Source organism: Terricaulis silvestris (genome assembly GCF_009792355.1).
Classification (GTDB): domain Bacteria; phylum Pseudomonadota; class Alphaproteobacteria; order Caulobacterales; family Aquidulcibacteraceae; genus Vitreimonas; species Vitreimonas silvestris.
In genome coordinates, this window is the sequence record NZ_CP047045.1 from 789104 (window position 1) to 812706 (window position 23603).

A 23603-nucleotide genomic window follows, 5' to 3' on the forward strand; every position below is an offset into this window, starting at 1 on the left:
GATCACTATCGCGCACGCGCTCTGAACTGACGCTGATGGAGAGGTTCAGTGAGCGACGATCTCGTTACCGTTTTCGGCGGCTCCGGTTTCATCGGTAAGCAAATCGTGCGCGCGTTGGCGAAGCGCGGCTACCGCGTGCGTATCGCGATGCGCCGTCCGCATCTCGGCCACGAACTTCGCGTGATGGGCGATGTCGGCCAAGTGCAACTGGTGCAGGCCAATGTGCGTTTTCCTGAATCGGTCGATGCCGCGCTTGAAGATGCGGACGCCGTCGTCAACCTCGTCGCCGTCCTTTACGAACGCGGCAAGCAGAGCTTCAACGATCTCCACGTCGAAGCCGCGCGCACCATAGCCGAAGCCGCCGCCAAACGCGGCATCAAGCGCATCGTGCACTTCTCCGCGCTCGGCGCGGCGCCTAAGGGCTCGAAGTATCAGCGCAGCAAATACGCCGGCGAACGCGCCGTGCTCGAAGCCGCGCCGACGGCTACGATCATGCGCCCTTCCATCGTGTTCGGCCCAGAAGATCATTTCTTCAACCGCTTCGCCGGCATGATTCAAACCGCTGCCGCCATGCCGCTCGGCTTCATTCCGCTGCCCGGCAGCAAAACGAAACTGCAGCCTGTGTTCGTCGGCGATGTCGCCGACGGCGTATGCGCCGCGATCGCCAACGATTCTGCACGCGGCCGCATCTACGAACTGGGCGGGCCGCGCACCTACACCTTCAAGCAATTGCTGAGCTACGTCCGCACGGAAATTCAACGCGACGTGCCGCTCCTGCCGCTGCCGTTTTTCATCGCGCACCCCGTCGGCCTGCTGATCAACGGCCTCACGTCCGTGCTCCCAATCGCGCCGCCACTCACCGGCGACCAAGTCATCACCCTGAAGCGCGACAACGTCGTCGGCGCCGACCCAAACGCGCTTACGATCCAAGACCTCGGCATCACGCAGCTCGAAAGCGTCGAAGCCATCGTCCCGGACTACCTCTGGCGCTTCCGCCCCTACGGCCAATTCCAAACACGGCAAAACCCCGCTTGAGCGCCCGCGCTCTTCCGCTCGTCACTGCGCTCCTCGGCGTGCTCACGCTCGGCGCTTTCCTAGCGCTTGGCTCGCAGCCCGCCGTCCGCGCCGTCTATTCCGCCAGCGAGATCAGCACCAACGTCAGCGTCTTCCAGCGCGCCGAAACACTCGGCGACATCGCCGCCGTGTTCGGCGCTCCCGCCGATCCCGCCAAGATGAGCGCAATGGACGCGCTCAACACGCTCGATCTCTACGCCTTCATTCCCGCCTACGCGCTCTTCCTCGTCGCTGCCGCCATCCTGCTCGGCGGCTTGCGCAATCGCTCGACTCAAATCGCGATCGTCTTCGCGCTGCTCGGCGCGGTAGGGGACGCTATCGAAACCTGGAAACAACTCCAGCTCACCGCCGACATCGCCAACGCCGAAACCCATCTCCCGATCGCGCCGTGGCATTGGCTCAAATACGGCGCGCTCGCGCTCAACGGCGTCGCCGTTGCCACGATCTGCGTCACGTCCGCCAAGAAGCGCTGGGCCCTCGGCGCCATCGCGTTCGTCTCGTTCCCGATCGTGGTGCTGTCCTACATGGACGCCATCACGCCGCGCGCCTTCGCCGCAACTTTCGCACTCTACTGGATCGCACTGCTCGTGGTGGCCGCGATGGAAGCGATCAAACCTTCGGCGTCGGCGACAAGTTCTCAGCCTTAAGCCCGAAATCCTTAGCCAAGTGCTTCGCCACGATGGTGCGGTGACAATCGCGCCAATCGTGCTCCAAGCACATGATGCAGGTGCGCCCTTTGCCGGCGAGCTCCGCCGTCTCCGCAAGCGCCATCTGACTTTCAGGCTCCACCATCCTCGCTTCGAAGATGCGCGTCATCGTCTTGGTGTCGCCCTTGCGCGCCGCTTCGCGTCCGGCCTTCGGCGTACCCAGCGGCTTCATGTGAATGTAGGCGATGCCCGCCTCATTCAGCGCCGCCGCCAGCGACTTCTTCGAAAACCCAGCACGCCGCGAGTTCGCGACTTCGCGCACATCAACGAGCGTCTTGATCTTCGCCGCCTTCAACGCCGCGACGAAATCGCCCTGGCCGACTTTCTCATAACCGATGGTCCATATCTTCGCCGCCGCCATCGCGTCACGCCTTCTTCAGGAATTCCGCGCGCAGCACGAGGCCCTTGATGTTGCCGGCCTTGCCTTCGACTTCCGCCGGATCGTGGGTCAGACGGATGCTCTTCACCACGGTTCCGCGCTTCAGCGTCGATGACGTGCCCTTGACCTTGAGGTCCTTGATCAGCGTCACCGTATCGCCGTCCTTCAGCACGGCGCCGTTGCTGTCTTTCGTGTCTTCGCTCATAGCCATCCCAACGCAATGACGCCCAAAATCACGGCGCCGAAGACGATGCGATACCACGCAAACGGGCCAAAGCCCACGCGCGTGACGAATGCGAGGAACGGCTTCACCACCAGCCACGCCGAGATAAAGGCGAACACAAAGCCCACCGCGATCTCAGCGACGCGGTCGCCGGTGATGTGATCTTTCACCGTCAGGAAATCGAGGATGAACGCCGCCACCATGGTCGGCATGGCGAGAAAGAACGAAAACTCCGCCGCCGCGCGCCGGTCCAAGCCGAGCGCCAGTCCGCCAAAGATGGTCGCACCAGAGCGCGACACGCCAGGGATCAGCGCCAAGGTCTGAAACACACCCACACCGATCGCGCGCCAGATCGGCGTCTCGGCCGCTTCCGTCACTTCAACTTTCGGCGGCCACTTCTCCAGCGCCAACATCGCGAAGCCGCCAAGGATTAGCGCCCACGCGATAATGTCGAGCCGGATATAGAGCTCATTGCGCACGTACGAGTTCGCGAGCAACCCCACGAACGCCGCCGGCAGAAATGCAAAGAACAGCATCAGCGCGAAGCGTCGCGCGTCGGGCTTGGTGAAGAGCCCGGTCGTCACGTCCCAGATCCGCTGCCGATAGAGCCACATGATCGCCAGGATCGAGCCCAGCTGGATCATCACCGTGAACACGCCGCCCGGATCGTCGTAACCAATGGCGCGTCCAAAGATCAACAAGTGCCCAGTGGAGGAGACCGGCAGAAACTCCGTCAGCCCCTGCAGGATGCCGAGCAGCGCCGCGCGTCCGAGATCGAGCCAGTCCAAAGAGCGTCCCCGTTTTGAGCCGGGCCGGACCTTGAAGCGCGTCGCCAGCCCACGGAAGCGGCAAATCGGCGCTTTAGCTGTGCTAAGGCAGGTCTTCCCTTGAAACCCTGGGGAATCCGGGCATACGGGAATATTATCCCACTTTTGCGCCGCTAGGAGGGCGTTCGTGGCCGAACGCATGCAGAAATTCGTGTCTCTCGGGCAAAAATGGCCCGAAAAGCGCGCTCCCAAGGAGCGGGCGACGGATTTCCATGAGATCCACCGCGAATTCATTGCCCAAAAAGCCGCCGATCAGGCCGCCCGTTGCGCGCAGTGCGGTGTACCGTTCTGCCAAACCCATTGTCCGCTGCAGAACAACATCCCGGATTGGCTGAAGCTCACCGCCGAAGGCCGGCTCGAAGACGCGTACGTGCTTTCCGCGTCCACCAACCCGATGCCAGAAATCTGCGGCCGCATCTGTCCGCAAGACCGCCTTTGCGAAGGCGCCTGCGTCATCGAGCAAAGCGGCCACGGCAGCGTCACCATCGGCGCCGTCGAAAAATACCTCACCGACACGGCTTGGCGCGAAGGCTGGGTCAAACCAATCCAGCCACGCATCGAGCGCAGCGAAACCATCGGCATCATCGGCGCCGGCCCGGCGGGCCTGGCCGCTGCTGAACGTCTGCGCACGCGCGGCTACCAAGTCACGGTTTACGATCGCCACGACCGCATCGGCGGTTTGCTGATCTATGGCATCCCGAACTTCAAACTCGAAAAAGACGTCGTCGAGCGCCGCACGCAACGCCTCATCGACGGCGGCGTGAAATTCGAACTGAACTGCAATGTCGGCGAAGACGTCACCTTCGACGAACTGCGCCAACGCCACGACGCCGTGCTCATCGCCACCGGCGTCTACAAAGCCAAGCCGCTCAACGCGCCAAACGATCGCGCCGTCATCCCCGCGCTCGATTACCTCATCGCCGCCAACCGCGTCGGCCTCGGCGACGACGTGCCGGACTTCACCTCCGGCAAGCTCAACGCCAAGGATCGTCGCGTCGTCGTCATCGGCGGCGGCGACACCGCGATGGATTGCGTCCGAACCGCGCGCCGCCAAGGCGCCGAATCCGTCACCTGCCTCTATCGCCGCGACAAACCCAACATGCCCGGCTCACAGCGCGAAGTGAATCACGCGGAAGAGGAGGGCGTCACCTTCGATTGGCTCGCCGCGCCGAAAAGCGTCCGCGCCGGCAAATCACCGGCGGTGAAAGCCGTCCGCATGCAACTCGGCCCGCCCGACGAAAGCGGCCGTCAAACGCCGCAAGAGAAACCAGATAGCGCTTACGAAGTCCCCGGCGATCTCATCATCGCCGCGCTCGGCTTCGACGCCGAAGACGTCAGCGCCTGGGCCGAAACCACGCGCTGGGGCACGGTCAAAGCCGATCCGATCACCTACGCCACCAACGAGCCTGGCGTGTACGCCGCCGGCGACATCGTGCGCGGCGCCTCGCTCGTCGTCTGGGCCATCCGCGAAGGCCGCGACGCCGCCGACGCGATGCACACGTACATTCAGGCGCAAGCCAAGGTCGCTGCCCAATGAGCAAGCGGCGCATTCATCTTCCCCCGCGTGCGGGGGAAGTCCCGAGCAAAGCGAGGGGAAGGGGGACGTCCCCCTCAGTCTCGCGCTCCGCGCTCGACAGCTCCCCCGCAGGCGGGGGAGCACGAGAAATCGCGCGCTACATCGCCCAGCGCGCCCACCTCGAATCCCACGGCCTCTACCGCGCCGACACCGAGCGTGACGCCTGCGGCGTCGGCCTTGTCGTCGCCATCGACGGCAAACCGCGCCGCGATGTCGTCACGCTCGCGCTCGCTGCGCTGAAAGCGGTTTGGCACCGCGGCGCCGTCGATGCCGACGGCAAAACCGGCGACGGCGCCGGCATCCTGATCGACGCGCCGCAAGATTTCTTCCGCGAGCAAGTCATCCGCACCGGCCACACGCCGAAGGACGGCCCGATCTTCGTCGGCCAAATCTTCCTGCCGCGCCTCGATCTCGGCGCCCAGGAACGCGCCCGCGTCATCGTGGAAAGCGAAATCATCCGCGCCGGTTTCACGCTCTATGGCTGGCGGCAAGTGCCCGTGAACATCAGCCAGATCGGCGAGAAGGCCAACGCCACGCGTCCCGAGATCGAGCAAGTGCTGCTCTACGATCCCCAAGGCCGCGACGATGAAACCGTCGACCGCGACCTCTTCATCGTGCGCCGCCGCATCGAAAAGCGCGCGCTCTCGTCTAACATCGCCGAACTCTACGTCTGCTCGCTCTCAGCGCAGACGCTGGTCTACAAGGGCATGTTCCTCGCCCAGCAGATCGACGCCTTCTATCCCGACCTGCGCGATGAACGCTTCGTCTCCAGCGTCGCGATCTATCACCAGCGTTATTCCACCAACACGTTCCCGCAATGGCGCCTGGCGCAGCCGTTCCGCATGCTCGCCCACAATGGCGAGATCAACACGCTAAAGGGCAACGTCAACTGGATGCGGAGCCATGAAATCCCCATGGCCTCCGACGCGTTCGGCGACGCTGATGCCGACGTAAAGCCTATCATCCAACCTGGCGGCTCGGATTCCGCCGCGCTCGACAACGTGTTCGAGGTGCTCGTCCGCGCCGGCCGCTCAGCGCCGATGGCGAAGTCACTGCTGATCCCAGAAGCGTGGGCGAAGTCGCACACCATGAGCGCCGAACACAAAGCGCTCTACGCGTACTGCAACGCCGTGATGGAGCCGTGGGACGGCCCCGCCGGTCTCGCCATGTTCGACGGCCGCTGGGCTGTCGCCGGACTCGACCGTAACGGTCTGCGTCCACTCCGCTTCGCGCGCACCGAAGATGGTATCCTCGCAGTCGGCTCAGAGACTGGCATGTGCCCGCTCGACGGCCGCAAGATTCTCGAGCGCGGCCGCATCGGCGCCGGCCAGATGATCGCCGTCGATACCCACAAAGGCCGCCTCTATCATCACGACGAACTGGTCGATGAACTGGCGCAAGCGCACCCATACCGCTCGTGGCTCGACAACATTGTCGATCTCGACACACACCTCGCCGGCGACGAACCGCGCCTCTACGCCGACCGCACCGAGTTGTTGCAGCGCCAAGCTGCCGCCGGCTTCACCATGGAAGATCTGGAGCTGTTGCTTCAGCCCATGATGGAGGAGGGCAAGGAAGCGATTGGCTCGATGGGCGATGACGCACCGCTCGCCGTGCTCAGCGAACAAACCCGTCCGCTCTCGCACTATTTCCGCCAGAACTTCAGCCAGGTCACCAACCCGCCAATCGATCCGCTGCGCGAAGGCCGGGTGATGACGCTCACCACGCGCTTCAAAAACCTCGGCAATATCCTGGCGCAAGACGAAACCCAAGCGCGCGTCTACGTGCTCTCGAGCCCGATCCTCACCAACGGCATGTTCGCGCGCATGATGCGCGAGATGCGCGATGACGTGGCGCGCATCGATTGTACCTTCCCGACGCCCGCGCCCGGCGAAGACGCAGGCGTCGCCCTCCGCAAAGCGCTGCAGCGCGTCCAAGCCGAGGCCGAACAAGCCGTCGGCTACAACAAGCGCAGCCACGTCGTGCTGTCAGACGAAAACCAAGGCCCGGACCGCATCGCCTGCCCGATGATCCTGGTCACAAGCGCCGTGCACTCGCATCTGGTGGCAAAGGGCCTGCGCTCGTTCTGCTCACTCAGCATCCGCAGCGCAGAGTGCCTCGACCCACACTACGCCGCCGTCCTGATCGGCTGCGGCGCCACCACCGTGAACCCATACCTCGCGCTCGACACGATCAGCGATCGCGCCAGCCGCGGCCTCGCCGGCGCACTCACCCGCGAACAAGCCGCCGCGAATTATCGCGCCGCTCTCGAAGCCGGCTTACTCAAGATCATCTCAAAGATGGGCATCTCGGTGATCTCGTCCTATCGCGGCGGGCTCAACTTCGAAGCCATTGGGCTTTCGCGCGCGCTGGTCGACGAATTCTTCCCCGGCCTCACCAGCCGCATCTCCGGCATCGGCCTCGGCGGCATCGCCTACGAAGCCGCCGACCAGCACGCGCGTGCTCACGATGAAACGCTGACAGCGCTCCCGCTCGGCGGCCAGTATCGCTACCGCGCATCCGGTGAACGCCACGCGCTCGAAGCAAATTCGATCCACCAGCTCCAAGCCGCCTGCGACACCGGCGATTACAAAGCCTATCGCAAATACTCTGAAGTCATCCGCGAACGCCGGCTCACCCAGCCGATCCAGCTCCGCGATCTGCTCGAAGTCCGCGAAGAAAAGAAAAACCCGACGCCGATCGCCGACGTCGAAGGCGTCACCGATATCCGCAAGCGCTTCCTCACCCCCGGCATGAGCATGGGCGCGCTCAGCCCGGAAGCGCACGGCGCGCTCAACATCGCCATGAACCGGATCGGCGCCCGCAGCGTCAGCGGCGAGGGCGGCGAGGATCCCGCGCGCTACACGCCGCACCCGAACGGCGACGACGAAAACTCAGCCGTGAAGCAGGTCGCCTCCGGCCGCTTCGGCGTTACCGCCGAATACCTAAACCAGTGCCGCGAAATCGAAATCAAAGTCGCGCAAGGCGCCAAGCCAGGCGAGGGCGGCCAGCTGCCCGGTTTCAAAGTCACCGAACTGATCGCGCGCCTCCGTCACGCCACGCCCGGCGTGTCGCTCATCAGCCCGCCACCGCACCACGACATCTACTCGATCGAAGATCTGGCCCAGCTCATCTACGACCTGAAGCAGATCAACCCGGTCGCGCGCGTCTGCGTAAAGCTCGTTGCTCAATCAGGCATCGGCGCTGTCGCCGCCGGCGTCGCCAAAGCCGGCGCCGACACCATCCTCATCTCCGGCCACGTCGGCGGCACAGGCGCCAGCCCACAAACGTCGATCAAGTACGCCGGCATCCCATGGGAAATGGGCCTCTCCGAAGCGCATCAAACCTTGATGCTCAACAACCTCCGCCACCGCGTGCGCTTGCGCACCGATGGCGGTCTGCGCACCGGCCGCGACGTCGTTGTCGCCGCTATCCTAGGCGCCGAAGAGTTCGGCATCGGCACAGCCTCGCTCGTCGCCATGGGCTGTCTCATGGTGAGGCAATGCCATTCCAACACATGCCCGGTCGGCGTCTGCACCCAGGACGAAGCGCTGCGCAAGAAGTTCACCGGCACGCCCGACAAGGTCGTCAACCTGATGACCTTCATCGCCGAAGAAGTGCGCGAAATCCTCGCCATGATCGGCTTCCGCCGCATGGAAGACATCATCGGCCGCACCGACCTGATCGAACAAATTAGCCGCGGCAGCGAACATCTCGACGATCTCGATCTCAACCCGCTGCTGGTGCGCGTGGATAGCCCGTATCCGCCGTACTGCACCCAGCTCGGCCGCAACGAGCCGCCGCAAGCGCTCGACCACGACTTCCTCACCCAAGCCTCCGCCTTCTTCGAGCGCGGCGAAAAGCGCCAGCTCGACTTCAACGTCCGCAACACCGATCGCGCCATCGGCGCCCGATCGTCCGCGCACGTCGTTCGCCGCGTTGGCCAAAACGCGCTCGCTGAAGGCACGCTCAGCGTGAACCTGAATGGCTCGTGCGGCCAAAGCCTCGGCGCTTTCCTCGTCCAGGGCATCGCGCTCCACGTCACCGGCGACGCCAACGACTACGTCGGCAAAGGGCTCAGCGGCGGTCTCATCACGCTCAAGCCCGCGCCCGACGAAGCGCACCGCCTCGGCGCCATCATCGGCAATACGTGCCTGTATGGCGCAACCAGCGGCCAACTCTTCGCCGCCGGTCTCGCCGGCGAACGCTTCGCCGTCCGCAACTCCGGCGCCACCACCGTCGTCGAAGGCGCCGGCGCCAATGCCTGCGAATACATGACAGGCGGCACGGCCGTCATCCTCGGCCCCGTCGGCGAAAACTTCGGCGCCGGCATGAGCGGCGGCATGGCCTTCGTCTACGACGCCGACGGCTTGTTCGAACAACGCGCCAACGCCGACACCATCGTCTGGCAACGCCTCGCCTCGAAGCACTGGGAGGATGTGCTCAAGACTCTCATCGAGGAGCACGTCCGCCGCACTCACTCGCCTCGCGCCGCCGATCTCCTCGCGCACTGGAGCGAAGCCCGCACCCGCTTCTGGCAAATCTGCCCCAAGGAAATGCTCCCGCGCCTCGCTCACGCGCTGAGCGACGAAACGTCATCCGTCGCAGCCGCCTGACGGCCCGCATCCAAACGCTAACGTGACGGCATCCACTCAGCCAAAGAGGGGAACATGTCCAAACGCGCGCTCATCGTCCTGGCCGCCGCGCTGCTCGGCGCGGGCTTCGCGTTCGCAGCGCTCGACGCCCGTGCGCAGCATGTCGCCAACACGGCAACCGTAACCATCGATACCAGCGCGGACGCCCGCGTCGCTGACGTCGTCGCCTTCCGCGAAAACTTCATGGCCGTGGATCACGCCTATTCGCCCGCGGCCCGCGCCGAAGCGCAACGCCGTCTCACGGCATTGAAGAACAACGCCGGCGCCATCAGCCAAGCCTATTTCGAACTTGAACTCTCCCGTATCGTCGCACTCGCCGACAACGGCCACACCGCCGCGTTCCCCTGGCCGCGCGCCGCCCGCTACAATCGCATCCCACTCCGCCTCGCCGCGTTCGGCGAAGATTTCTACGTCGTCCGCACACCAACACAGAACGGCGATCTGCTCGGCGCGCGCCTCACTGCCATCGACGGCCACGACATCGCCCAACTCCGCACCGCCTCACGCAGCCTCATGGGCGGCGTCAACGGCTGGCGCGATCGCTTCGCCAACTATTTGTTCGAGAGCCCCGAGCAACTGCATGCGCTCGATCTCGCCGCCGATGCCGCCAGCGCGACCTACACGTTCCAAACCACCAATGGCCAAAGCATCGAGCGTCGCTTCGATGGCGATGCAGTCGACGCCGCGCACGCCAGCGCCAACCCCGGTCGTTTCCTCTACCCGCAAACCATCGACGGGGAAGGCGAGTGGCGCGCCCTCATGCCCGCGGCCTCCGCGCCCTGGTCGATGCAAGCGCCAGACGAACGCTTCCGCTGGCGCAACGCGCCGGAGATCGACGGCATCGTACTCGAACTCCGCCAGAACAACGACGCCGCCAACGAAACCATCGCCCAAGCACTCACGCGCTTCGAGCGCGCCATCGCTGACAACCGCCCGCGCAATCTCGTCCTCGACATGCGCATGAACAGCGGCGGCGATCTCAACACCACGCGTGACTTCGTCCAATCATTGCCCGCGCGCGTTCCCGGCCGCATTTTCGTGCTCACCAGCCCGTGGACGTTCTCCGCCGCCATCTCCACCACCGGTTACCTGAAACAAACCGCGCCCGACCGCGTCACCATCGTCGGCGAACAGGTTGGCGATCGCCTCCAATTCTTCGCAGAAGGCGCCCCCGAAACGCTGCCGAACTCGCACCTCATGGTGCTCGCCGCCCGCGAACGCCACGACTACGTCACCGGCTGCGAAGGCTTCACCGATTGCCACGGCAACGTCGTCCGCAACCCGATCCGCGTACCCAATCTCGACGTCCAGATCGCCGCCCCCTGGACCATCGAAGCCTACGCCGCCGGCCGCGATCCCGGCATGGAAGCCATCGCCGCAGTGCTGCGCTAGCGTTCGCCGCCACTGCACGTCATAGGGAGGCGTGCTCTCATCCGCCGCCCTCAAAGCGCAAGCCCGCGCCTTTGGCTTCGACGCCATCGGCGTCGCCGACGCGCGTGATGCGTGGCCGAACGCGACGTGGCTGGACGAATTTCTGAGCAACAACCACCAAGGCGAAATGAGCTGGATGGCGCAACAGCAATCCTCCCCCGTAAGCGGGGGAGGTGCTGAGCGCAGCGAAGTGGAGGGGCGCGTCAACGCACGCTCGCATCCGACTGCCCTTTGGTCTGAAGCAAAAAGTGCCATCCTCATCGGCCAATCTTACGCGCCCGCCGATAACTCGCTCGCGCTGCTCAACGAGAAGGGCGGCGGCCTCGTCTCCGCCTACGCCGCGCGCCGCGACTACCACGACGTCATCAAAGGCAAACTCAAGCAGCTCGCCCAATGGCTGGCGCGCGAAACCGGCCAAGAGGTGAAAGTCTTCGTCGACACCGCGCCGCTCATGGAAAAACCGCTCGCGCAACGCGCCGGCCTGGGCTGGCAAGGCAAGCACACCAATCTTGTCTCACGCGAACACGGCTCGTGGCTCTTCCTCGGCGCCATCCTCACCGCCGCCGAACTTGAGCCCGACGCAGCAGAGCAAGATCACTGCGGCTCCTGCCACGCCTGCCTCGACATCTGCCCCACCAACGCATTCCCCGCGCCGTACCAGCTCGATGCGCGCAAGTGCCTCGCCTACCTCACCATCGAATCCAAATCGCAAATCCCGCGCGAATACCGCGAAGCGCTCGGCAACCGTGTGTTCGGCTGCGACGATTGCCTCGCCATCTGCCCCTGGAACAAGTTCGCCGAGCAAGCCCGCGAGCAACGCATCGCACTCCGCGACGATCTCCGCCTCGCGCCGCTCGAACAGCTCGCCGCCCTTGACGACACACAATTCCGCACGCGTTTCGCGGGCACGCCGGTCAAGCGCACAGGCAGGGACCGTTTCGTCCGCAATGTGGCCTGCGCCATCGGCAATTCTGGAAAAAGTGAACTTGCGCCCGCCGCCGAGCGTTTGCTGGACGATAGTTCACCGTTGGTGCGCGGAATGGCCGTCTGGGCGCTCCGCCGCCTGCTTGACGCCGAGGCCTTCGACCGCCTCAAATCATCGCGTGCGGCGGAAGAATCCGAGCCGGACGTTCGTGGGGAATGGGACGCATGAATCCGGACGAAGATCCAAAGGACACGCCCGACGAAACGCCGCCGGAAAACCGCGCCGAAAGCGATCCGCCCGCGCCGCCGCCCGAACCTGAGATACCAGAACTGACACCGCCCGAACCCGAGCCGGAGGTTGAAGCGGCCGTGCCGCTCGCGGCCGAGCCGAAGCTGCGCGAGGAAGACATCCAAACGCCGTTCGGCGAACCGCCGTCTCCGTTCCCGCCGCGTGTCGAAGCTGAACTGGAAGCCGAGCCGGAGCCCGAGTACATCGAGGCGCCGCCGGAATCCTACGAGCTTCCGCCGGAAGAGCCGAGCTACCAACCGGCGCCCGCGGCTTTCGATTTCGGCGAACCCGAGATCCCGATGCCGCAGACACAGCGTCGCGGCGACAAGCAGCGCGCGCGCGACGCCCGCATCAATCTCGATCTAGATCTTGGCCGCATCAAGCGCCGCAAACGCTATGGTCTATTCCTCACCACCGTGAGCGTGCTCTTCATCGCGTTCGTGCTGGCGCCCGTCACCTGGGCCGGCGCCTACCTGCTCTTCGATCCGCCCTCGACGTTGCTGATGATGCAGCGCGCCGCCGAAGGCCAAACCATTCGCCATCAGCCGGTGCCGATCAATCGCATGTCGCCGCACATCGTGCGCGCTGTGATTGCGGCGGAAGATGCGAACTTCTGCACCCATGATGGCTTCGATGTCGAAGCCATCCAAGATGCGATGCGGGCGAACGCGCGCGGCGGCCGCACCCGCGGCGCCTCCACCATCAGCCAGCAAACCGCGAAGAACCTGTTCCTGTGGCCCGAGCGCTCCTGGGTGCGCAAAGGCTTCGAGACTTATTTCACCGCGCTCATCGAATTCATGTGGCCGAAGCGGCGCATTATCGAGGCGTACCTGAACGCCGCCGAATGGGGTGACGGCAATTTCGGCGTCGAAGCCGCTGCCCGCTCGCGTTTCGGCGTCTCCGCCGCCGATCTCACGCCACTGCAAGCCGCCCGTCTCGCCGCCGTGCTGCCAAGCCCCAATCGCTGGAGCGCTGAAAGCCCCGGGCCCTACGTACGCCGCCGCGCCGCCTCGATCGTCGAACGCGCCCGCATCGTCCGCAATGAACGCACCGCGAGCTGCGCCCTCATCATGGACCGGCCGAGCTAAAACCGGTCCTGCGTTTCCCCCGCCAAGGGCTGTGATTATCCACTTTCCGCGCTAAGGTTCCCCAAGCGTTCGGAAAAAGGGAGCAGCCATGTCCATGGCGCTGATCATAGCAATCGCCGCACTTGTTGGCGTTATCGCACTCGCGGCCGGCTTCTACATCTGGACGCGCTATTACGAAGCGCGCGCCGACCGTACCTTCATGACCCAGGATGAGCGCGGCTTCAAACGCGCGCTCGCCGGCAAAGTCGTGCTGTGGGACTACGAAGAGACCGTCGTCAAAGGCCCGACCGCGCCGCACATCGAATTCGTCGGTCTCGATCCCGCCACCGGCGGCCGGCGCAACGTGAAGCTCATGGATCCAAAAACCGGCGCCATCAATCTCCGCCCGCACTATTGCGCGCCGCTCGCGTTCGAAGCCGTCACGGTCGATAGCCACAAAGTCATCGTCGAAGCGCGCGTCCAATTCAGCCTGAACCGCGAACTGCTGAAGCACGTCTACGAAATCCAAGAATTCAGCTTCGCGCTTGAAACGCGCATCCAAAGCGCGTTCCGCTCCGAGATCGGCAAGCGCCACGATGAAGAACTCCGCCGCGCGCTGCACGACGTCGAGCGCAACGTCATCGAGAACCTGCGCCGGTCCGAAGAAGAGGGCGACGAAGCCGGCGAACGCGGCATGGCGCTCGGCGTTCGCTTCCACACCGCCAACTTTTCCTACACCCAGCCTGACGATTTCAACGTCGGCGCCGGCGTGCCCGCGCTTCCGCCCAACGCCACGCCGGAGCAGAAGCAGCAAGCCTTCGCGCTCGCTGCAGCCGCGCGCACGCAAGGCGTGCTCGCGCTTCGTCCGCAGCAACTCGATTTGCTCTCCGACGTCTTCAAAGATCGCGACCCGGCGGCCACCGCGGCCATCCTCACCATGCTCGAAATGCAAACGCGCCAGAACATCGCCGAGGCGCTCGCCTCATCGGGCAATCTGATCGTGGTCACGCCGCAAGAGCTTGGCCTGATCGCCGCCAGCGCCCAGCGCGACGCGGCGATGGCGCGCACCGGTCGTCCGGCCGTTGTCGCAGCGCCACCGCCGCAAAATGGCGGCCTTCACCCGGTCGAAACGCGATCGTGACGCTTGTGCGGCGCCGCTCCCGCTTGCAGGCGGTGGCCCGGCCCTGCCATGAAACCAGCCGGTGACTCGGGCCCGTAGGCTCGTCGGGGACGAAGTGAGGATCGCGTGGGGCTGAGGGTGCTGCTCACCATTGCGGCGTTTGCGGGCATGATTGCGCTCTGCATTGTCGGATGGAGCTACGGCGGCATGGGCGGCCTCATCGGCGGTGCGCTCGGCTTCTTGATCCGCTTGCCTGGCCGCGGCCTCGATTGGGGCGAGCGGCTCGGCAATGGTTATGTCGGCGCTTTGATGGGCATGCCGGTCGGACTGCTGATTGGCGGCGTGATTGCGCTGGGCGGGCCCGCGCTCCTCAATGCGGTAAACAATCCGCCGCAATAACGCCGCGACGCAGGCGCTTCCTGTCGTGGGAGGTGTTCGTCATGCGTGCTGTGGTCGCTGGCTTTTTCGCGTTTGTGTTGACGGCGCTCGTCGTCGCCAATCACCCCGGCGCGTTCGCGCAGGATAAGGTCAACGCGCCCGCGTCGAGCTCCGCTCAGGTCGATTACAACGGCTTCCGCAATCTCACCGGCGAGGTCGAAGCCTACCGCGCTGATCGCCTTGTCACTCTCGCTGACTTCCAGCGCATGGCGCGACAGCCCAACACCATCGTCCTCGACGCGCGCTCCGCCGACGCCTACGCGCAAGGCCACATCAACGGCGCGGTCAATCTGCCGTTCACCGATTTCACCGATCAGAGCTTGCGCGCTGCGTTGCGCGATCCGAACGTCCGCATTCTCATTTATTGCAACAACAACTTCTCCAACAACGCCCAGCCGGTGATCCTGAAGCGCGTCGAACTCGCGCTCAACATCCAGACCTTCATCAACCTCTACGGCTACGGCTATCGCAACGTTTATGAACTGGCCGACATCGTCGATTTCAACGATCCCGCCGTCGGCTGGGTGCAAAGCTGACTGGTACAGCAGTGGGGCGCCAGCGCCGCACTCCCACAAGAATGGTGCCGCCCCTGAACGCCTAAAGCTTGCGGGCGGCTTGCGCCCGTGAACAGTCTCCGCGCGAAAGTGGGGAGACTTTCTATGTATCGACGTAATCTGATCATCGGCCTCGGCGCCGCTGCGCTCGGCGCATGCTCGCCGCCAGCAGGCAAGCAAGACGAACCCGCCACCGACAGCGCCGGTCGCGCCATGACCGACCCCGCCATGGTCATTCGTCAGCTCTATGAGCCGTACCTCACGCCGGGCGCGACATTTCCGGACTTCCAGAACCAGGCGCCGTGGTCGGCAGGCCTCTGGACGACGCTGCAAGCTATGATGGCGCGCTCGCAAACGATCAACGAACCGATCCTCGATTTCGATCCACTGATCGCCGCGCAGGATTACCAGCTCGCCAACCTCAACGTCGTCACCGAAAGCATGGTCGAAGCTTCAACCGCCGTCGTCCGCGCCAGCTTCACCAACGCCAATACGCCGACCGAAGTCGTCTATGACATGATCTGGGAAAACGATCGCTGGAAGGTCGATAACATTCGCGGCGCCGGCTGGGATTTGCGCCAGATCGCGTCAGCGCCAAACACCGATTCCATACCAGCGCAATAAGAGCTCACACACCCATTCCCCGGGCGATGCGAAGCATCGAACCGGGGACCCATGAACACAGGCCGTGCAAGCTGAAGCACGACTCTCAGCCACGCTATTCGCGGCCAACATCCGTGTTCATGGGTCCCGGGCTCTCGGCTACCGCCGAGCCCCGGGAATGGGTGAGGAGCTTTATTCAGCGAACAACCGCACCGTCGCATGCGCACCACGGCGGTAGCTGGTTTCTTCGTACAATAGCGACACCGTGGTGATGTTGCGGTCGTCGCCGTTCAGATCGATCGCGCGCGTGCATTCGCCCGGATTGATGCGCCGGCGCACACTGACGTCCTGATGCCCGCCGTTCGCGTAGCGCACGTCGACATCGTAGAAGTGCACCGGGTTGCGATAGACGCAGAGCTTGATCCGCTCGAACTGGCGCGGACCCTCGACCACGATGGTGTCGCGGTCCGTCCGGTCCCGCACATCGCGGACGCCGATCTGGCGCCAGTCATCCGCCGCCGCGGGCGTCGAACATGCCGCCAGCGCCAAAACCGCGCTCGTCAAAATTGCTTTGAATTTCACCATCGCCTCCGTCAGGCCAAAGCCTCGCGAAGACTCAAACGGCGAGCCCGACGTAATCCGTCGCGTGAATTAGGCTCACCCATTCCCGGGGCTCGGCAAAGCCGAGAACCCGGGACCCATAAACCCGGAGTCGGACCAGGCAAGCACGTCAGGAGCCGCGCTTTTGATTGAAAGGCCTGAGTCAACGGGTCCCGGAGTTGGCGCTGCGCGCCAATCCGGGAATGGGTGGAGAGTTTATTCCGAAACCGGCGCGCCGGTCCGCACACTTTCGCGCACATGGCCCAGCACTAGCGCTGCATCCACGCGGTCCTGCTCCGTCGTCGCCCGTTGCAATGCCGCCAGCGCGTCAGCTTCCGCCAACTGGAACGAGCTCTGATGCATCCGCGCCGACGCGCGCAACCGCAACGCCAGCGCATCGTTCGGGCGCTTGTCGAGCGCGGTGGAAAGATCTTCCTCGGCGTGGCGATAGTCTTGCTCCATCGCATAAGCCCGCGCGCGATCGATCAGAATATCCGGCAATTCCTGCGCCGTCGGCGCCATCGTCGAGATAGCCCGCGTGAACGCACTTCGTGCACGCGCGGGTTCTTCCGCCAGCAGCCACGCATTGCCTGCTTGCGAGAACAATTCCGCGCGCACCGCGGTGTCCGCCGGGTTCGACGCCGTCGCCAGAGACTCCAAGCGCCGCGCGCCTTCGTCGGCCCGGTTCTGCGCGATCAGCGCCAGCGCCGCGCAACGATACGCATTCAGCGCGTTGCCTTCAGCGGCCCACGCCATGCCTTCCTCGTACGCGCGCTCGGCGTCGGAATCGATCAGCGTCAGGCATTGCGCGTAGCGGTCATCCGCCGGCGCGATAGAGGCTTGCATCAGCGCGAACGGCAGCAAAACGGTGGCAGCATTCATCATCAGTGTCCCCGCGACGTCTCCCCCGAGCGTCACGAAAAGCGATGCCCGAAGCAGCGCGGGATGCCAAGCCGTTCGCTCAGCGCGCGAGCCGTTCCGCAGCCGCTAACAGCCGCGCCAAATCTTGCGGCCGTGAAAGGCGGTGATCGCCATCCGGGATCAGCTCGAACGTAACCCGCTCCGCCGGCAGCAAAGCCGCCAGCGCTCGCACATGCGCCTCCGGCACGTCCGGATCGGCGGCGCCCTGCAAGATGTGGATCGGCCCGTCGAAGGGGTAGGGCTTGTCCATCAACAGGTGCCGCCGCCCGTCCTCGATCAGCGCCATCGTGAGCACGTTCGGCTCCGGTGAATACTGCGACGCCTCCACCAGCCGCCCGACCACCTGGATCGTACGCCGCCCCTCGGCGTTGAACGTGTCCCACATCAGCCGCTCAGTGAAATCCGTCGCTGGCGCGATCAGCAGCAGGCCGGCCACCCGCTCAGCACGGGCTCGCGCGGCCAACAGCGCCAGCCAGCCGCCCATCGACGACCCCACCAGCGCCAACGGCCCTGCGGTCAGTTTATCGATCACCGCCAGTGCGTCGCCCAGCCAGCGCGAAATCGTCCCGTCCTCGAACTGCCCGCCCGAGCGTCCGTGCCCAGAATAATCAAACCGGACAAAGCCTTGCCCGCGATCGCGCGCCCATGCCGCCAGCGTCTCGGCCTTGGTCCCCGCCATATCCGACTTGAAGCCGCCCAGCCAAACGAACGTCGGCGCCGCGCCCTCCTGGCGCTCGTAAGCCAGGCTCACGCCCTCATGCTGCAGCGCCTCGACTTGGCCGAATCCCATCACTACTCCGAGGCGAAATTCATCGCCGAAACCCGCGTTTAATGAATGTTAGCGCTCCGGTGATCAAAACCGTTACCAAACATTGCTTTAGCCGCCGCGTTGGCGATCGAGCCCCTTAAGAACCATTGCAAGAAGGTCACATCCTCTCAGTTCTGCAAGTTACGCCTGAGCTTAATGCTGGCGGCGTCGAGCGGACCACGCTTGAAATGGCGGAAGCGATCAGCCGCGCCGGGGGGCTCGCTTTGATCGCTAGCGCCGGCGGACGCCTCGAGCCGGACCTCGAGGCGTCCGCCGGCGAATTGATCCGGCTCCCGGTCCAAACCAAAAATCCCATCACCGCAATCCACAACGCGTGGCGCCTCGCGCGCGTCATCAAGGAGCGCGGCGTCAACATCGTGCACGCCCGTTCGCGCGCACCTGCGTGGAGCGCCTATCTCGCTGCCCGCTTGAGCGGCGTGCCGTTCGTCACCACGTTCCACGGCATCTACAACGCGCGCTCGGCGCTGAAGCGCTTCTACAATTCGGTGATGGCGCGCGGCGACATTGTGATCGCCAATTCCGAATACACGCGCGAACACGTGCTTGAGAATTACGCCGAAGCCAAACCTGATCGCATCGTCACCATCCCGCGCGGCGTCGATCTCGCCGTCTTCAATCCCGATCGCATCAGCAACGACGACATCGCCGCTATCCGCGCGCTGTGGCGCGTGCCGCCCGGCGGCAAGGAGATCGTGCTGATCGCGCCTGCGCGTCTGACGCGATGGAAAGGTCAGCTCGTGCTGATCGAAGCCATGGCGATGCTGCAAAAACGTAGGCCTGGCGCGGCGAAATTGATCTTTGCCGGCGATGCGCAAGGCCGTCAGTCTTACGTCGAAGACATGACCTCAGCGATAGAACAAGCCGGACTGCGCGACGTGGTGGCGATCGCCGGACACTTGCGGCAAATGCCTGAGGCGTTCGCCGCATCCGACATCGCTTTGTTCCCGGTGATTGAACCGGAAGCGTTCGGGCGCGGTGCTGTGGAGGCGCAAGCGATGGGCGTGCCGGTGATCGCATCCAATCTCGGCGGCTTCACTGAAACCGTGATTGAGAACGAAACTGGGTTCCTCACACCGCCCGGCGTTGCCGCGGCGCTCGCCGTGATGATCGAACGCATGATCGATCTCGGCGCGGAAAAGCGTGTGGAGATGGGCGGAAAGGGGCGGGCGCGGGTGCAGAAGCTCTATTCGAAAACAGCCCTGCAAACGGCCACATTGGCAGTCTACCAGCGCTTGCTCGATGAGGCCGACGATCGCCGATCGGCAAACGCGCGCGGCGCGCCGGTGCTATAGTGAGGTCTGGAGAAGCGGAATGATTCCCTGGCGCAAATCGAATTCGCAGAAAGGCGAAGCGGCTGCAGCCAATACTGTGCTTGTCATCCAACTCGGCGGCATGGCCGAGTTCGTGCAGGCGCTCGCCGCCGCGAAACTCATTCGCGAGCAACACCTCGGCGCGCGCATCAATCTACTCACCACCGAAACGACCAAAGAGCTCGCCGAGAAGTGCCCGTACTTTGACACCGTCGAAGCCGACGGCAAACCGCAAGAGCCGCAAGCCATCACCAAGCTGATCGGGCGCATCCGCGCCGCCAAGTACGACGTGGTCTACGATCTCGAAGGATCGAACCGCACCAAGAACTATTTCCAAGGCTTGCGCCCGTGGCCGCCAAAGTGGTCCGGCCCGGTTTCTGGTGCGTCCTACGCTTACACCGGCGCTGATCGTGAACACCTCAATCCGCTCGACGCTTACCAAGCTCAGCTCGCCATCGCCGGTATCGACGAAGGCCCGCTGATGCCGGACTTCACCTGGATCCGCTCGGTGCTGCGCGATCCGCCGCGCCTGCGTCCGGATTTCTTCGGCATCCGCGGTCCCTATGTTCTGCTGCTGCCGCGCGGCTCCGACGCGCTGCCGAACCGCCGTTGGCCCGAGGAAAAGTACATCGACCTCGCCCGCCGCATCGTCCGCAACGGCGTGACGCCGGTCGTGCTCGGCGGCACGGACGAGCGCCCGGTCGGCGCGGCCATCGCCAAGGCCGAGCCCCTGGCCAAGAACCTCGTCACCCGCCCGGACCTGTTCCAGCACATCGGCCTGGCCGAGCGCGCCTCGTTTGCGGTCGGCGATGACGTCGAACTGATGCACCTCGCGGCCGCTGCCGGGGCGCCCAGCCTGGTCTTCCTGTCTTCGCTCAATCACCCCGATCGCGCCGCTCCCCGGGGCCGCGGCGGCGTCGTCGCCCTGACCGCCGCCATCATCGCCGACCTGCCGGTGGAGCAGGTGGACGCCCAATTGCGCAATTGTGGGGTCTATCGCCAAGCCGCCACAGCTTGATACCCGGCGCTTTCACAGCAATATTCAAAGCGGTGAGTCCGCGCCCGAGAGGGCGCGGCTTCGCCGTGTTTTATCAACAGCGACAGGAGAAGGCCCGATAGCCAGACGACCGTACGCCGCGCCACCGCCATCCAAAGATGGCCCGCGCGTGAACGAGGACATTCGCGGAGTACCGCGCGTCCTCCTCATCGATGCCGAAGGAGAAAAACAGGGGGAGATGCCGATTCAAGCGGCGCTCGACGCCGCGCGTGAAGCCGGCCTCGATCTCGTTGAGGTCGCCCCCCAATCCGTTCCGCCGGTCTGCAAAATTCTCGACTACGGCAAATTCCGTTTCGAGGAGCAAAAGAAGAAGGCCGAGACGCGGAAGAAGGCCAAGCGCATCGAACTGAAAGAGATCAAGGTCCGTCCCAACATCGACGACCACGACTACGAAGTGAAGATGAAGGCCATCCACCGCTTCTTCGAAGAAGGCGACAAGGTGAAGGTCACATTGCGCTTCCGCGGCCGCGAAATGGCTCACACCCATTTGGGCATGGAGCTGCTCGACCGCATGCGCAACGAACTCGACAGCATCGCCAAGGTCGAGCACGAGCCGCGCTTCGAAGGCCGCCAAGTCGTCATGGTCATGGCGCCGCGCGCGTAAGCGCTGCCATCAGCCGCCGTTCAGGCTGGGCGGCGTAGCAGAAGCCGCAAACAAGGAGTGTGTGAATGCGCGCGTTTGTGTTTGCGGCCCTGATGCTCGCCGCCTGCGCCTCGGCCCCCGCCGGGGGCGGGACGCCGCCTGATACGTCCAACCTGCCGCAGCACATCCGCGAGGATCTGGCGCAACGCGAAGCTGCGCTGCGCGAACCCGGCATCGTCGTCGCCGCCATCGGTCAAACCGCCGACCTCGGCGGCGGCCTCCGCGTCCGCCCGCTCGAAGTCGTCGAAGACAGCCGCTGCCCGCAAAACGCGCGCTGCATCTGGGCGGGCCGCTTGCGTCTGCGCGTCAACGTCGAAGGCGTCGGCGACCGCGAAATCACGGCGGACGAAGCAGCCGTCGAAACCCCGCGCGGCAACTTCCAACTCGTCGCCGTCTCGCCCGGCCCCTGGACCGACTTGCCGCGAGGCGCTGTGCCGTACCGCTTCGGCTTTCGCAAAGCCTAGCACTCACCCGCGCGAGAACCGCCGCCGCTTGGTCATGATCCAGAGATTGCCGAACAGCAGCACCAGCGCGACGCCAAACCCGATCGCGTTGAACAGCGGCATACGCTCAGCGTTCTCGTCAAAGAATTGCTGCGCGCGCGTCCGCGCCTCGCTTTGCTCCGCTGCTTCGATCGCTTGCTTGGCCTGATCGCCGGCGAAGCCAAAGTCGATCCCCGTCGGCAATCCGGTTTGTGCAATCGAAAGCCCGCCCACCGTAGGCAACCGCGTCGGCGCGTAAGCCAGATGTGTTCCGAACGCGACTACGAACGTCGCCAGGATCGCCAGCAGCCAGCGCGATCCCGCCAACGCGGACAGCGAAGACGTAATCTTGATCCGCTCTTCGCGGACGATCTGCTTGGCCTCGGCCAGGTTTTTCGGCTGTCGCACCATCGGGCTTCTCCCACCGCCGCCGATCCTAGCGCCGCCTTTGACACGGCTCCACCCCAGGCGCACCGTCCCCTAGCGGTAATAGGGGAATGCGATGTTGATCAGCAGACGGCGCGCCTTGACGCTGCTCAGCGCTAGCGCCCTCGCGGCCTGCGCGGTCCAAGTCGATCCGGAAGAGGCGGCCCTTACCCCTGCCGAAACCGAGGGACCATTCTATCCCGAGAACACCAACGCCGAGCGCGACGTCGACATGACCCGTCTAACCGGCCGCAGCGAACGCGCCGCCGGCCAAGTCATAGAAATGCGCGGCCGCGTGCTCGGACCCAACGGCCAACCCATCTCCGGCGCACGCGTCGAACTCTGGCAGGCCAACGCCGGCGGCCGGTACGCCCACTCGCGCGACGCCGGCAATCCCGCGCCGCTCGACCCCAATTTCCAGGGCTACGCCCTGGTCCAAAGCGCCGCCGACGGCGGCTTTTCCTTCACCACCATCAAGCCCGGCGGCTACACGGTCGACGCCCAAGGCCCGCGCACCGCGCACATGCATTGGAAAATCACCGCGAACGGCCGCGCGCTCACCACCCAAAGCTATTTCCCCAGCGAAGCGGCCAACGAAACCGATTTCCTGATCCGCGCCATGCAGGCCGGCGACGTCCCCCGCCTAATCGCCACTGCCGGTCCAGCCGGGGCGGACGGCGCTCTGGGCTTCGACTGGGACGTCATCGTCCCCGCCTAACGGCCACCTTGCCGCCGGGGCGGGCCTCTGCTATCAGCCCCGCCTTCTTGGGTGGCCCGGCTAATAGGCATGCCGTGGCGACCCTTTTTGCGTGGGATTTCGGTCCCGCGCCTGATCCAAATGAGGATAAAATGCCGAAGATGAAGACCAAGAGCGGCGTCAAAAAACGCTTCAAGCTCACGGCCACGGGCAAGGTGATGGCCGGCGCCGCCGGTAAGCGCCACCGCCTGCTGGGCCACAATGGAAAATACATCCGTCAGAACCGCGGCACGTCCGAGCTCGCAAAGCCCGACGCGGACCGCGTGAAACTCTGGATTCCGTACGGCCTGAAATAAGCGCCGCACCCAACCAATCTGATCTGACGGAGATTTACCCATGGCACGCGTCAAAGGGGGCGTTACCGCCCACGCCCGCCACAAGAAAGTTCTGAAGAAGGCGAAGGGCTATTACGGCCGTCGCTCGAAAACCTTCCGCACCGCGAACGCCGCGGTTGAGAAGGCCGCGCTCTATTCGTACCGCGACCGCAAAGTGAAGAAGCGCGACTTCCGCTCGCTTTGGATCGTGCGCATCAACGCCGCGGTTCGCGAAGAGGGCCTGACCTATTCGCGATTTATCAGCGGGCTCACCAAGGCTGGTATCACCCTCGACCGTAAGGTCATGGCCGATATCGCCATGAACGAGCCCGCGGCTTTCAAAGGCCTGATCTCCCAGGCCCAAGCCGCACTGAAGTAAGCTTCAACGTGGTTTCCT

General features: G+C 64.6%; 25 protein-coding genes. 18 read left to right on the top strand and 7 right to left on the bottom strand.

Features of this window, described 5'->3' with window-relative positions; translation table 11 throughout:
• The first annotated feature begins 48 nt into the window (after positions 1-48).
• Both DSM104635_RS03715 and DSM104635_RS03720 read left to right on the top strand, forming a co-directional pair.
• Positions 49-1035 (top strand): complex I NDUFA9 subunit family protein, encoded by a 987-nt coding sequence (locus DSM104635_RS03715; protein ID WP_158764909.1) that lies wholly within the window; start codon positions 49-51, stop codon positions 1033-1035.
• Positions 1032-1721, top strand: coding sequence for a hypothetical protein (locus DSM104635_RS03720; RefSeq protein ID WP_158764910.1), 690 nt, complete (start codon positions 1032-1034; stop codon positions 1719-1721). Before DSM104635_RS03715 ends, DSM104635_RS03720 begins: the two co-directional genes overlap by 4 nt.
• On the opposite strand, the gene DSM104635_RS03725 is transcribed toward DSM104635_RS03720, so the two are convergent.
• From DSM104635_RS03725 to DSM104635_RS03735, 3 genes are read right to left on the bottom strand one after another with little or no spacing between them, the layout of a single operon-like run.
• The gene (locus DSM104635_RS03725; RefSeq protein WP_158764911.1) at positions 1684-2142 is read right to left on the bottom strand and encodes a DUF488 domain-containing protein; all 459 of its coding nucleotides are present in this window, start codon (positions 2140-2142) and stop codon (positions 1684-1686) included. The two genes, DSM104635_RS03720 and DSM104635_RS03725, sit on opposite strands and share 38 nt — an antisense overlap.
• A 4-nt stretch (positions 2143-2146) precedes the next feature.
• Positions 2147-2365, bottom strand: coding sequence for an alkylphosphonate utilization protein (locus DSM104635_RS03730; RefSeq protein WP_187448166.1), 219 nt, complete (start codon positions 2363-2365; stop codon positions 2147-2149).
• On the bottom strand, positions 2362-3171 hold the full coding sequence (locus DSM104635_RS03735; protein WP_228445833.1) for an undecaprenyl-diphosphate phosphatase: 810 nt from the start codon (positions 3169-3171) through the stop codon (positions 2362-2364). Before DSM104635_RS03735 ends, DSM104635_RS03730 begins: the two co-directional genes overlap by 4 nt.
• Before the next feature lie 166 nt (positions 3172-3337).
• On the opposite strand from DSM104635_RS03735, the gene DSM104635_RS03740 reads away from it, so the two are divergent.
• The 9 genes from DSM104635_RS03740 to DSM104635_RS03780 all read left to right on the top strand — a co-directional run bounded on the left by DSM104635_RS03740 (position 3338) and on the right by DSM104635_RS03780 (position 15888).
• Positions 3338-4747, top strand: a complete 1410-nt coding sequence (locus DSM104635_RS03740) for an NAD(P)-dependent oxidoreductase (RefSeq protein WP_158764914.1) — start codon at positions 3338-3340, stop codon at positions 4745-4747.
• Positions 4744-9402, top strand: a complete 4659-nt coding sequence (gene gltB / locus DSM104635_RS03745) for a glutamate synthase large subunit (RefSeq protein WP_158764915.1) — start codon at positions 4744-4746, stop codon at positions 9400-9402. The genes DSM104635_RS03740 and gltB overlap by 4 nt, the downstream gene beginning before the upstream one ends.
• Positions 9403-9456: 54 nt before the next feature.
• On the top strand, positions 9457-10833 hold the full coding sequence (locus DSM104635_RS03750) for a S41 family peptidase (protein WP_158764916.1): 1377 nt from the start codon (positions 9457-9459) through the stop codon (positions 10831-10833).
• 31 nt (positions 10834-10864) lie between these two features.
• Entirely contained in the window at positions 10865-12025 is a 1161-nt protein-coding gene (gene queG, locus DSM104635_RS03755; protein WP_158764917.1) for a tRNA epoxyqueuosine(34) reductase QueG, read from the top strand.
• A gap of 359 nt (positions 12026-12384) precedes the next feature.
• Positions 12385-13173, top strand: a complete 789-nt coding sequence (gene mtgA, locus DSM104635_RS03760) for a monofunctional biosynthetic peptidoglycan transglycosylase (RefSeq protein WP_158767995.1) — start codon at positions 12385-12387, stop codon at positions 13171-13173.
• 88 nt (positions 13174-13261) lie between these two features.
• The gene (locus tag DSM104635_RS03765; protein WP_158764918.1) at positions 13262-14293 is read left to right on the top strand and encodes an SPFH domain-containing protein; all 1032 of its coding nucleotides are present in this window, start codon (positions 13262-13264) and stop codon (positions 14291-14293) included.
• 117 nt (positions 14294-14410) lie between these two features.
• Positions 14411-14671: a hypothetical protein gene (locus tag DSM104635_RS03770; RefSeq protein WP_158764919.1), complete on the top strand. Its 261-nt coding sequence runs from the start codon at positions 14411-14413 to the stop codon at positions 14669-14671.
• A gap of 41 nt (positions 14672-14712) precedes the next feature.
• Positions 14713-15246, top strand: a complete 534-nt coding sequence (locus DSM104635_RS03775) for a rhodanese-like domain-containing protein (protein WP_158764920.1) — start codon at positions 14713-14715, stop codon at positions 15244-15246.
• Between the two features lie 123 nt (positions 15247-15369).
• On the top strand, positions 15370-15888 hold the full coding sequence (locus DSM104635_RS03780; protein ID WP_158764921.1) for a DUF3828 domain-containing protein: 519 nt from the start codon (positions 15370-15372) through the stop codon (positions 15886-15888).
• Between the two features lie 171 nt (positions 15889-16059).
• On the opposite strand, the gene DSM104635_RS03785 is transcribed toward DSM104635_RS03780, so the two are convergent.
• From DSM104635_RS03785 to DSM104635_RS03795, 3 genes are all read right to left on the bottom strand, one after another.
• Positions 16060-16449: a DUF2541 family protein gene (locus DSM104635_RS03785; RefSeq protein ID WP_158764922.1), complete on the bottom strand. Its 390-nt coding sequence runs from the start codon at positions 16447-16449 to the stop codon at positions 16060-16062.
• A gap of 234 nt (positions 16450-16683) precedes the next feature.
• Positions 16684-17352, bottom strand: coding sequence for a tetratricopeptide repeat protein (locus tag DSM104635_RS03790; RefSeq protein ID WP_158764923.1), 669 nt, complete (start codon positions 17350-17352; stop codon positions 16684-16686).
• 76 nt (positions 17353-17428) lie between these two features.
• Entirely contained in the window at positions 17429-18178 is a 750-nt protein-coding gene (locus DSM104635_RS03795) for an alpha/beta fold hydrolase (protein WP_158764924.1), read from the bottom strand.
• Positions 18179-18303: 125 nt separating this feature from the next.
• On the opposite strand from DSM104635_RS03795, the gene DSM104635_RS03800 reads away from it, so the two are divergent.
• From DSM104635_RS03800 to DSM104635_RS03815, 4 genes are all read left to right on the top strand, one after another.
• The gene (locus DSM104635_RS03800; RefSeq protein WP_228445835.1) at positions 18304-19509 is read left to right on the top strand and encodes a glycosyltransferase family 4 protein; all 1206 of its coding nucleotides are present in this window, start codon (positions 18304-18306) and stop codon (positions 19507-19509) included.
• Positions 19510-19528: 19 nt separating this feature from the next.
• Complete coding sequence (locus DSM104635_RS03805) at positions 19529-20545, top strand: glycosyltransferase family 9 protein (RefSeq protein ID WP_158764925.1); 1017 nt, start codon at positions 19529-19531, stop codon at positions 20543-20545.
• 97 nt (positions 20546-20642) lie between these two features.
• The gene (infC, locus tag DSM104635_RS03810; protein WP_158767997.1) at positions 20643-21188 is read left to right on the top strand and encodes a translation initiation factor IF-3; all 546 of its coding nucleotides are present in this window, start codon (positions 20643-20645) and stop codon (positions 21186-21188) included.
• A gap of 65 nt (positions 21189-21253) precedes the next feature.
• On the top strand, positions 21254-21691 hold the full coding sequence (locus DSM104635_RS03815) for a hypothetical protein (protein ID WP_158764926.1): 438 nt from the start codon (positions 21254-21256) through the stop codon (positions 21689-21691).
• Positions 21692-21694: 3 nt separating this feature from the next.
• On the opposite strand, the gene DSM104635_RS03820 is transcribed toward DSM104635_RS03815, so the two are convergent.
• Positions 21695-22120 (bottom strand): hypothetical protein, encoded by a 426-nt coding sequence (locus DSM104635_RS03820; protein WP_158764927.1) that lies wholly within the window; start codon positions 22118-22120, stop codon positions 21695-21697.
• Between the two features lie 91 nt (positions 22121-22211).
• Between DSM104635_RS03820 and DSM104635_RS03825 the strand changes: the two genes are divergently transcribed.
• From DSM104635_RS03825 to rplT, 3 genes are all read left to right on the top strand, one after another.
• The gene (locus tag DSM104635_RS03825) at positions 22212-22853 is read left to right on the top strand and encodes a dioxygenase family protein (protein ID WP_158764928.1); all 642 of its coding nucleotides are present in this window, start codon (positions 22212-22214) and stop codon (positions 22851-22853) included.
• A gap of 131 nt (positions 22854-22984) precedes the next feature.
• A complete protein-coding gene (rpmI, locus tag DSM104635_RS03830; protein WP_158764929.1) occupies positions 22985-23188 on the top strand; it encodes a 50S ribosomal protein L35 in 204 nt (67 codons plus the stop codon).
• Between the two features lie 40 nt (positions 23189-23228).
• Positions 23229-23585, top strand: coding sequence for a 50S ribosomal protein L20 (rplT, locus tag DSM104635_RS03835; protein WP_158764930.1), 357 nt, complete (start codon positions 23229-23231; stop codon positions 23583-23585).
• The last annotated feature ends 18 nt before the right edge of the window (positions 23586-23603 follow it).